The sequence below is a fragment of the Christiangramia aquimixticola genome, assembly GCF_048285835.1.
GTDB classification, from domain to species: Bacteria; Bacteroidota; Bacteroidia; order Flavobacteriales; family Flavobacteriaceae; genus Christiangramia; species Christiangramia aquimixticola.
The window spans coordinates 339,604-349,998 of sequence record NZ_JBLVTL010000003.1 but is presented as its reverse complement, the minus strand read 5'-3'; the positions used below and the strand labels follow the sequence as shown (position 1 = coordinate 349,998).

General features: G+C 37.4%; 11 protein-coding genes. 8 read left to right on the top strand and 3 right to left on the bottom strand.

Features of this window, described 5'->3' with window-relative positions; all coding sequences use genetic code 11:
* The 3 genes from ACNKXV_RS08515 to priA all read left to right on the top strand — a co-directional run.
* Window positions 1-562: chalcone isomerase family protein (locus tag ACNKXV_RS08515; protein WP_417907285.1), on the top strand; the 562-nt coding region annotated here is incomplete at its 5' end.
* 1 nt (window position 563) lies between these two features.
* Window positions 564-989: a DUF2147 domain-containing protein gene (locus ACNKXV_RS08510; RefSeq protein ID WP_417907284.1), complete on the top strand. Its 426-nt coding sequence runs from the start codon at window positions 564-566 to the stop codon at window positions 987-989.
* Between the two features lie 134 nt (window positions 990-1,123).
* The gene (priA, locus tag ACNKXV_RS08505; protein WP_417907283.1) at window positions 1,124-3,577 is read left to right on the top strand and encodes a replication restart helicase PriA; all 2,454 of its coding nucleotides are present in this window, start codon (window positions 1,124-1,126) and stop codon (window positions 3,575-3,577) included.
* A 49-nt stretch (window positions 3,578-3,626) separates the two neighbouring features.
* On the opposite strand, the gene ACNKXV_RS08500 is transcribed toward priA, so the two are convergent.
* Entirely contained in the window at window positions 3,627-4,337 is a 711-nt protein-coding gene (locus tag ACNKXV_RS08500) for a LytR/AlgR family response regulator transcription factor (protein WP_417907282.1), read from the bottom strand.
* Window positions 4,338-4,500: 163 nt separating this feature from the next.
* Between ACNKXV_RS08500 and rpsF the strand changes: the two genes are divergently transcribed.
* The 4 genes from rpsF (at window position 4,501) to ACNKXV_RS08480 (ending at window position 6,207) form a co-directional block, all read left to right on the top strand.
* The gene (gene rpsF / locus ACNKXV_RS08495; protein ID WP_417907281.1) at window positions 4,501-4,839 is read left to right on the top strand and encodes a 30S ribosomal protein S6; all 339 of its coding nucleotides are present in this window, start codon (window positions 4,501-4,503) and stop codon (window positions 4,837-4,839) included.
* Window positions 4,840-4,841: 2 nt separating this feature from the next.
* A complete protein-coding gene (gene rpsR, locus ACNKXV_RS08490) occupies window positions 4,842-5,141 on the top strand; it encodes a 30S ribosomal protein S18 (RefSeq protein WP_026916063.1) in 300 nt (99 codons plus the stop codon).
* A 12-nt stretch (window positions 5,142-5,153) separates the two neighbouring features.
* Complete coding sequence (gene rplI / locus ACNKXV_RS08485; protein WP_417907280.1) at window positions 5,154-5,603, top strand: 50S ribosomal protein L9; 450 nt, start codon at window positions 5,154-5,156, stop codon at window positions 5,601-5,603.
* A gap of 124 nt (window positions 5,604-5,727) precedes the next feature.
* Entirely contained in the window at window positions 5,728-6,207 is a 480-nt protein-coding gene (locus tag ACNKXV_RS08480; protein WP_417907279.1) for a DUF6495 family protein, read from the top strand.
* Between the two features lies 1 nt (window position 6,208).
* Here the strand turns inward: ACNKXV_RS08480 and ACNKXV_RS08475 are convergent, their stop codons facing one another.
* The gene (locus tag ACNKXV_RS08475) at window positions 6,209-7,447 is read right to left on the bottom strand and encodes an ABC transporter permease (RefSeq protein ID WP_417907278.1); all 1,239 of its coding nucleotides are present in this window, start codon (window positions 7,445-7,447) and stop codon (window positions 6,209-6,211) included.
* 133 nt (window positions 7,448-7,580) lie between these two features.
* Between ACNKXV_RS08475 and hisS the strand changes: the two genes are divergently transcribed.
* Complete coding sequence (gene hisS / locus ACNKXV_RS08470; protein ID WP_417907277.1) at window positions 7,581-8,951, top strand: histidine--tRNA ligase; 1,371 nt, start codon at window positions 7,581-7,583, stop codon at window positions 8,949-8,951.
* A gap of 35 nt (window positions 8,952-8,986) precedes the next feature.
* On the opposite strand, the gene ACNKXV_RS08465 is transcribed toward hisS, so the two are convergent.
* Window positions 8,987-9,937: an aldo/keto reductase gene (locus tag ACNKXV_RS08465; protein WP_417907276.1), complete on the bottom strand. Its 951-nt coding sequence runs from the start codon at window positions 9,935-9,937 to the stop codon at window positions 8,987-8,989.
* Window positions 9,938-10,395: the final 458 nt, after the last annotated feature.

The window sequence follows — 10,395 nt, the reverse complement described above, 5'->3', positions numbered from 1 at the left end:
GATGAAAAAAATAGCTTTAATAATAATGGCAGTATTGAGCGTTGGACTTACAAATGCTCAAACATCAGTTGCAGGGGTTACTTTGCCAAACAGCGAAACTTACCAGGGGCAAACATTACAGCTTAACGGTGCCGGAGTTCGGGAAAAACTATGGATAGATCTTTATGCCGGTGGCTTGTATTTGACCAATAAATCATCGAATGCAGCTTCTATCGTGGCCGCAAATGAGCCAATGAGCATAAAACTGCACATTGTATCCAAGCTAATTACCAGTGATAAAATGATTGAGGCCGTTAATGATGGTTTCGAAAATTCAACAAAAGGTAATACTAAGCCTCTTGCCGATAAAATTGAAAAATTTAAAAGTTTCTTTAGCCAGGAGATTAAAAAGAATGAAATTTTTGATATCGTTTATTTGCCTCAGTCAGGTGTAACCGTATACAAAAACGATAAAGAGGTTGGTACTATTGAAGGTTTGGAATTTAAAAAAGCTTTATTCGGGATTTGGTTGTCTAACAGGCCAGCAGATGACGATCTTAAAGAAGCAATGTTAGGAAAGTAATATGAGAAAAATAGCGTTATTGATCATCCTGATCATCACTTCGCTATCTCAGGCAGAGGCTCAGGATGTTACCGGGAAGTGGGAGAATCGTAATGAAGAGGGAAAGGTTAACTCCATAATTAAGATTTACGAAAAAGAAGGGGAGATCTATGGTAAAGTAGATCGTATCCTCAAGGAAGAAGACCGGAACAGGATTTGCACTGAATGTGAGGGAGATTTAAAGAACCAGCCTGTAGAAGGGATGGAGCTTATGAAAGGCTTGAAAAGGGAAGGTAATGAGTATGTTGATGGCACTATTGTAGATCCTAAAACCGGAAAAGAATATCGCTGCAAAATCTGGCTGGACAATAATAATCCCGATATTTTAAAAGTGAGAGGTTATATTTCTTTTTTCTTTAAGACTAAAACCTGGCGCCGGGCAGAATAACAAAATAAAGTAAAAGCTGTTTTTATAGTTTTACTTACTTTCATATTCCTTAATATTCTTAATATTTTTGGAATCTGAATTAAAAGTAAGTTGCTGTATAAGCAGCTTTTTTAATATTTAAGTCACTAAGCTTCATGTCTCATTTTGTAGATCTTATTTTACCATTGCCTTTGGAGAAAAGGTTCACCTATAGTATTACCTATGAAGAAGCTCAGTTTATTAAGAAAGGGATGCGACTTGCGGTGCAATTTGGTAAAAACCGGATATATACAGGGATCGTAGCAGATATTCATCAAAACCCACCCGAGGTCTATGAAGCTAAACCCATCCATCAGATCCTTGATGAAAAACCCTTAATTACCAGAGAGCAATTAAAATTCTGGGAATGGATCTCTCAATATTATTTGTGTGCTGAAGGTGATGTAATGCGGGCAGCACTGCCGGGAGCATTTTTACTGGAAAGTGAGAGTGTGGTAAAATTGAGTAAGGATGTTGATATTGAAGATGTTATTTTAAATGATGAAGAATATCTGGTGATTGAAGCATTGCAGCGACAGTCTTCCATGAAAATCCAGGAAATAGAATCTTTACTTGATCGCAAGAAAGTGTTGCCGGTAATCAATAAGCTGGTAGAAAAGCAACTTGTAGATCTTAACCAGGAAATTTATGAGCAATTTAAGCCTAAAGAGGAAAGATATGTGAAGCTGAATCCGGCTTATGAGGCGGAGAGTGAAATGCATCGTATCCTGGATGAGTTATCAAGGGCTCCAAAACAGCGTGAGGTTTTATTAACCTATTTTTCGCTGACCGCCCGTTCAAAAAAACCACTCAAGGTTAAGACATTAGTAAAAGAAGCAGGGGCTTCTTCAGCAATAGTAAAAGGCCTTTTGAATAAAAAGATTTTGGTGGAGTTTTATGAAGAAATCGACAGGGTTCAATTCCAGGGAGATATTGGAAATCATGAAATAAAACTTAATGAGTTTCAGCAAAAAACTTTTGAAGAGGTCAAAACAAATTTTGAAGAAGATAAAGTCTGTCTTTTACATGGAGTAACCAGCTCCGGAAAAACGGAGATCTACATCAGGCTTATTGAGGAAGTTGTCAATCAGGGCAAACAGGCTTTGTATCTGCTTCCGGAAATTGCTTTAACAACTCAATTAATCCGCCGACTTCAGGATTATTTTGGAGAAAAAGTAGTTGTCTATCACAGTAAATATTCGGTGAATGAGCGGGTGGAGGTTTTTAAACATGTAAGGGAAAATGATCAAAAGGGGAAAATAGTAATTGGAGCGAGATCCTGTATCTTTCTTCCTTTTAAAAATTTAGGGCTGATTGTGGTTGATGAGGAGCATGAATCCACATTTAAACAATTTGATCCAGCTCCAAGGTATCATGCCCGCGATGCCGCTGTGGTTCTTGCTAATTTATTTCAGGCCCAAATTATTCTTGGTTCAGCCACTCCTTCAATTGAGTCTTATTTTAATGCCAATCACAGTAAGTATGCTTTAGTGGAATTAAAACGCCGCTTTGGAAATGTTCATATGCCGGAGGTTGAAGTGGTCGATATTAAAACGGCGCACCGCAAAAAGAAAATGAAAGGGCATTTTTCTGAAAGACTTATTGAAGAAATAAGAGCAAGTTTGATGGAGCAGGAGCAGGTAATCCTGTTTCAGAATAGAAGAGGGTTTTCACCAATTCTTGAATGTAATACTTGTGGACATTCTCCGCAATGTCCCAATTGCGACGTGAGTTTAACCTATCACAGTCATAATAATCAATTGCGCTGCCATTATTGTGGCTATCATATAGCGATGCAGCATCAATGCATGGCCTGTAGCAGTTCAGAGATCTCCACGAAAGGGTTTGGGACAGAGCAGGTGGAAGCTGAATTAAAAGCTTTGTTTCCCAAGCATAAGATCGCCAGAATGGATCAGGATACCACTCGTGGCAAGCATGCTTATGAAAAAATTATCGAGGCTTTTGAAAATCACGAAACAGATATTCTTGTAGGGACTCAAATGTTAACCAAGGGTCTTGACTTTAGGAAAGTGAGTTTAGTGGGAATAATGAATGCCGATAACCTTTTGAACTTTCCGGATTTCCGGGCGCATGAAAGAAGCTTTCAGTTAATGTTACAGGTTGCGGGGAGGGCAGGGCGAACTCAAAAAAGAGGGAAAGTACTTATACAGTCCTATAATCCTAATCATCAAATAATTCAGCAGGTTTCTACGGGGGATTATGAAGCCATGTATAAGGAACAGCTGGAGGAGAGATATCAATATCAATATCCACCTTATTACAGGCTCATACGGTTGACTGTAAAATGTCGTGATTTTTCCAAAACTAATGAAGCAGCTCAGTGGCTTGCCATGGCTTTAGAAAATGTTTTTGACAGGAATGTATTAGGTCCTGAATTTCCGCCGGTTGCCAGAATACGTAACGAATATTATAAGAATATATTGATCAAGATTCCCGTAAAGCAATCGCTGGGGAAAACCAAACAGGTTATCCATAGGGTGTTGAACAGTTACAAAGCAATTGGAGCATTCAGGTCGGCCAGGGTAATTGTGAATGTTGACCCTCAATAAAAAAAGCCATTCGAAAATGGCTTTTAAATATAATGGTGTGATTTCTTTATTATTGAATTGCGCTTAAAGCCTCTACAAGATTGGCTTTTTTGTGCCTGCTAAGAGGTAGCTTTTCTTTGTCTATCTCTATATTCTTACTGTTATATCTCTCTATCTTATCAAGATTAACAATGTAAGACTTGTGAGTACGTAAAAATCGGTCACTTGGCAATTGCTGTTCAAAGGACTTCATTGTGGCAAGCACAACAAAGTTATCTTTCTCCGTTACAAATTTCACGTAATCCCCAAGAGCCTGAATGTACTTTAGCTTGCTTAAAAATACTTTACGATTTTTAAGATTGCTTTTTACAAAGATAAAATCATCATCTTCCGGGATAGGAGCTTGATGCTTTAATTTATGCAGGTTGACCGCTTTATTTACAGCGTTATTGAATCTTTCTTTTGTTACCGGTTTGTGGATGTAATCCACTGCATTATAATCGAAAGCTTTAAACGCATACTTGGTTTTACCGGTTACGAATATAATTTGCGGTTTATTTGGAAGGTTGTCCAATAATTCAAAACCGGAAAGTATCGGCATTTCGATATCCAGGAAAATAAGGTCGGTTTCTGTATCTAAGAGACCATTCTTAGTTTCAATTGCATTATTGTATTCTGCAACCAGTTTTAAATTAGGGTGGTCTTTGATTAATTTAACGATCGAGAGCCTTTGCAGGCTGGAATCGTCCACGACAGCACATTTAAGTAAAACTTCTTCCACAATTAATAGGTTAGTCAATAACAATATTACTCATTATATATAAGAAATACAAGGGTAATTATATATTCAGCGTCAAAAATAGTATTTTATCCTTCTTAAATAGCTTTGAATTATGAATAATTAATTCTATTTTTGCAGCCGATTTAATTTAAAGAAATATTTTATGAACAATTATGAAACTGTTTTCATCTTGAATCCCGTTTTATCTGATGAGCAGATAAAGGAGACAGTTAAGAAATACGAAGATTTTCTTGTTTCTAAAGGGGCTGAGATGGTAGCGAAAGAAGATTGGGGCCTAAGAAAACTGGCTTACCCAATCCAACACAAAAAGAGTGGTTTTTACCATTTATTTGAATTTCAAGCTCCGGGTGAAGCAATTGAACCTTTAGAGTTGGAATTTAGAAGAGACGAGCGCATGATGCGTTATTTAACTGTTAAGTTAGATAAGCATGCTGTAGCCTGGGCTGAAAAGAGAAGAAAACGTAACAAGGAAAAAGCGTAATCATGGCAACATCTATTGAACAACAAGCAAAAGGAAAAAAAGACGGAGAGATCAGGTATCTTACTCCGCTTAATATAGAGACTACCAAAGCTAAAAAATACTGTAGATTTAAAAGATCTGGTATTAAGTACGTAGATTACAAAGATCCTGATTTTCTTATGGGCTTTGTAAACGAGCAAGGTAAATTGTTACCTCGTCGTTTGACCGGTACTTCTTTGAAGTTTCAGAGAAAAGTGGCTACTGCGGTAAAACGTGCACGTCACTTAGCATTAATGCCTTACGTAGGTGATTTATTAAAATAAAAAGAGGCAGTTATGGAAGTGATACTTAAAAAAGACGTAGATAATTTAGGTTTTAAAGATGATGTAGTAGCTGTAAAAAACGGTTACGGTAGAAATTATCTTATTCCACATGGATATGCTGAATTGGCTACTCCATCTGCAAGAAAGGTTTTATCTGAAACTTTGAAGCAGCGTGCCTATAAAGAACAAAAGCATATTGACGAGGCTAAGAAGCAAGCCGAAAAACTTAACAACCTTGAAATCAAGATGACTGCTAAGGCAGGAGCAGGTGATAAGCTTTTTGGATCCATTACAAATGGAGATCTTGCTGATGCTCTTGCCAAAGAAGGTGTGGAGATCGAAAAGAAATATATTAGCATCGCCGGTGGTAACATCAAGCGTTTAGGTCAATACGAAGCAACTTTGCGTTTTCACCGTGAGGTAGTTTCTAATTTTACCTTTGACGTGGTAGGAGAAGCATAATTTATTTTTCTCATAAAAAAAAGCCTGCTCATCAACTTGAGCGGGCTTTTCTTTTTAGCATAAACAAGTTTATAATTTATCTGTTTTACTTTTAGTAGAATACGGATATTTAATCTGAAATACCATGAAATACGCCAGATTAACTAAAGAGCAGTTTGAAGAAATGCATCAGGAATTCATTAATTTCCTGGCAACTCAGTCTATCACCGCCGATGAATGGGCAAAAATTAAAGCTGAAAAACCAAAGGTTGCAGAGGAAGAAATGGATATTTTTAGTGACCTGGTTTGGGAAGGGGTTTTAAATAAAGTGGAATACCTGGAGCATTTTTCTCCTAACCAGATATTTCTATTCCATATAACTGAAGTTTCCATTAACCTTATCGCCATCAAAGTAGAGAATGAGGCTGTGGATATTACTACCAGAGAAGGTTACCAATGGTTGCAAACCAACCTGATGAATGAGATGGTGAATATCTATACTTCTTCAAAAGAACTAAGCGATGACCGCAATAAGGATATTTTTGCACTTATAAAACAAGGCGCAAATATCACCAAAGGTGAGCTTTATGGGTATTTTCAGGAAATAGTAAACGCTGAAGAATAATCTATTCGTAGCGTAAAGATTCTATTGGATCTTGTTTGGCAGCCTTGGCAGCTGGATAACTACCTGCCAGGATCGCCACAATAATTGTGATACCGGTCGCCCAGAACATCGCCTTCCATGGAGTGGTAAATGCGAAATCAAGGGAAGTTGCTACGGCATAACCTATTCCAATTCCCAGTAGAATTCCCAGCAAGCCACCAATCTGGCCAATTACCAGGGTTTCAAGGAAGAATTGCATGGCAATGGTATTCTTTTTAGCTCCAAGTGCTTTTCTTACTCCAATTTCACGGGTTCTTTCTGTTACAGATACCAGCATAATGTTCATCAAAGCGATCGAGGATCCAAAAATGGTGATTATAGATATGATCCAAGCTGCTATATTAAGTGCGCCGGTGATCTGAAGAATTCGGTTGATAAGGTCATCACTTCGTTCAAGTCCAAAGTTGTTTTCTTCTTTAGGATTAAGACCACGTATATTTCTAAAAGTGATAATGGCTTCATCCATCGCGGCGTCAAGGATCTCTTTATCTTTAACCTTTACACTTAAGCTATAATTGATGTTAGGCTGAGAGAAAATGGATCTTGCGTGTTGTATAGGAATGAATATTTGTAAATCCTGATTGTTGCCAAAGGTGCTTCCTTTTGACTTTAAAATTCCTATTACTTTAAATTTCGCACCTCTAATGCTAATTGTTCGATTTATGGGGTCCAGCCCCTTGAAAATTCCGTCTTTATAATCAGCGCCAATTACGGCTACATTATTATTGTTTTCAATATCAAATACATTGAATTCCCTTCCTTCTTCTACTTCCAGACCTGAATTCTGAAGATAGAATTCATTTACTCCCACCACGTTAATTTCCGGATCGGTTTTTTCATTCTGATATTTTATCTCAGCTGAACGTGTTCCGGTAAATGAAATGGCAGTTTCAGCATAAGGGAATTTGAACTTTTCCTTGAATTCGGTTACTTCCCTGTAACTTATAATCGGGTTTATTTTTTGATCTTCATTATTGGAGCCACGGGTACGAAATTCATATCGCTGGAGATTGAATGTATTAGCACCCATAGAGGCAAAATCCTTGCTTATGGTATTCTCTAAGGCTGCTACAGCACTTAATATCCCTACCAGGGCGGTAATCCCTATAGCAATTATTAATACCGTTAATATGGTTCTAAGTGACTGACTCTTTATAGAATTTAAGGCAATTCTTATATTTTCCCGCAGGAGTGAAAACATAGATATAATTTTCGATCTATTCAGTTAGACTAAAAACAGAAGAGTTTGTTACTTAAAATTTCAATTTTGTTTGGGTTCGGTTAAAAATTAAGATATTTGCAATCCTTAATATCAAATTAGCTCAAACTATATCATGGCACAAAAACCATCCATTCCAAAAGGTACCAGAGACTTTTCTCCGGAAGAAGTTGCAAAGAGGAATTATATTTTTGGAAAAATTCAGGAGCAGTTCAAAGGCTTCGGATTTCAACCAATTGAAACTCCAAGTTTCGAAAATTCTTCAACCCTTATGGGAAAATATGGTGATGAAGGTGATAGGTTGATCTTTAAGATCCTTAATTCGGGAGATTTTCTGAAGAAGGCAGATGAAAAGATACTTGTAGAAAAAGATAGTTTGAAGCTAACGCCGGCAATTAGTGAAAAAGCCCTGAGATATGATCTAACCGTGCCTTTCGCGAGATATGTGGTTCAGCATCAAAATGAAATTGAATTTCCCTTCAAGAGGTATCAGATACAGCCGGTTTGGAGAGCAGACAGGCCACAAAAGGGAAGATTTAGAGAGTTTTACCAATGTGATGCAGATGTTGTAGGTAGTAACAGCCTATGGCAGGAAGTGGAATTTATACAATTATATGATGCTGTTTTTTCAGGTTTAAATCTGGAAGGGGTAACTATAAAGATCAATAACCGTAAAGTGCTTTCTGGTTTTGCTGAGGTAATTGGAGAAAAAGACCGGCTGATTGATTTTACGGTAGCGCTGGATAAACTGGATAAAATAGGTGAGGAGGGTGTAAAAAAGGAAATGCGTGAAAAAGGAATTTCTGAAGAAGCAATTTCCAAAATTCAGCCAATATTCTCATTAGAAGGTAATTTTGCTGAAAAAGTTGCCGGGATTAAAAGCATACTTCAAACTTCAGAAACGGGACTAAAGGGGATTGAAGAATTGCAGTTTATACAGGACGCTATTGAAGCTATGCCTTTAAAAACTGCTAAACTGGATCTTGATGTAACTCTGGCCCGCGGATTAAATTATTATACCGGAGCTATTTTTGAAGTTGCTGCTCCTGCAACGGTAAAGATGGGCTCAATTGGAGGCGGAGGTCGTTATGACGATCTAACCGGAATTTTTGGTTTAAAGAATATGAGTGGAATTGGTATTTCTTTCGGGTTAGATCGTATTTATCTTGTTCTGGAAGAATTGGGATTATTCCCTGAAACCGTTACTCAAAACACCAAAGTACTGTTTATAAACTTTGGAGATAAAGAATCCCTGTATACCATGAAAACCGTTCGTGAGCTAAGAAATGCGGGCATTATTGCTGAACTTTATCCCGATAATGCAAAAATGGGAAAACAGATGAAGTATGCAGATAAGAGACAGATCCCTTTTGTGGTTCTGGCAGGAGAAGCTGAAATGGAAAATGGAGAATTTACTTTAAAGCATATGAAATCCGGAGAGCAGCAAACCTTGGATTTAGAAAAACTAAAAAGGGCACTCGCCTAATATAGAATAAAAAAAGCCGCCTCGAGCGGCTTTTTTTAATCACTTACTTTATCGAGTAGGTTCATTTCTTCAGAAGTTAATTTCACTTCGATTGCTTCCCTGAAACTTTGTAAATGTGATAGTTTGGTTGCGCTTGCAATGGGGGCGGTAATTCCCGGTTTTTTTAAGATCCAGGCGAGGGCCGCACCTGCTTGAGAAATATTATGATTATGTGCAACTTCTTCCAGTACCTTTAAAATTTTAAAGCTTTTCTCGGTAGCATAATTTTTTAAAAACCGTTCTCTTTCATTACCGGTAATATCATTCTGGTATTTATATTTTCCGGTAAGGAAACCGCTGGCCAACGAAAAGTAACTTATAACTCCAAGTTTGTTTTTTAAGCAGATCTCCCGAATATCTTTTTCGAATTTCTGTCTTTCTACCAGGCTGTATTCGGGTTGAAAAACTTCATATTTTGGTAAGCTATTATTCCGTGAAGCCTCAAGGGAAGCCTGAAGTCTTTCGGCAGATAAATTTGATGCGCCAATATATCTTACTTTTCCTTCCTTTATCAATTGCTGATAAGCTTCAAGAGTTTCCTCTACCGGAGTTTGGTTATCATCTTTATGAGTGAAATATAGATCGATATAGTCGGTTTGGAGACGCTTTAAGGAATCTTCTGTAGCTTTAAGAAGATAGGAAGGCGAAATATCTGCCGGGCCACCCTGCTGCATGCTGGAGCCGCCTTTGGTAATAAGGCAGATCCTGTCCCTAACATTGCGTTCTTTCATCCATTTCCCAAGGATCCTTTCAGATTCACCTCCCGGGTTACCCGGTGCCCAGCGGGAATAAACATCAGCGGTATCTATCACGTTAAAACCAAGCTCCAGGATCTCGTCCAGCATCCTGAAGGATTCCTTTTCATTCAGGGTCCAGCCAATAACGTTTCCTCCAAAAACAATAGGAGGAGTATATAGATCGGTACTTCCAAGTTGTTTTTTGATCATAATTTTCTCTTTCAATCTTAGATTGATAAAGATAAAAACTGAATATTAGACGGCCCTGATAGAGCAAGTTTAAATTTAAGTTTATTCTGTATCAGGGATTTTTGAAGCCGTAAAGAGGAGGGTGCACTTTTCCGGCATTGGAAATAAGGAGAATTGATCTTCAGTAAATAGAATAGATATGATATAAATCCAGTGTTAATAATGTAAATCTTGATCTATTTTTTTCTTTCGAAAAATTAAAGAATTTAAAGCCGGAACTTCTCCTGGTAGGTAAATTCGCGAATGGAGATTTCCCTGACAATCCAAATTTTTACCTTAACAAAGCAGATATGTTCCATGTGGATTTGATCCTGAATTATAATTTTTAAATCAATCAGGCTCAGTTAGTAAGTTCTCGATTGCTGGAATTTCAGGAAATAAAATAAAAAAATCCCTTCAAAATTGAAGGGATTTTTTTT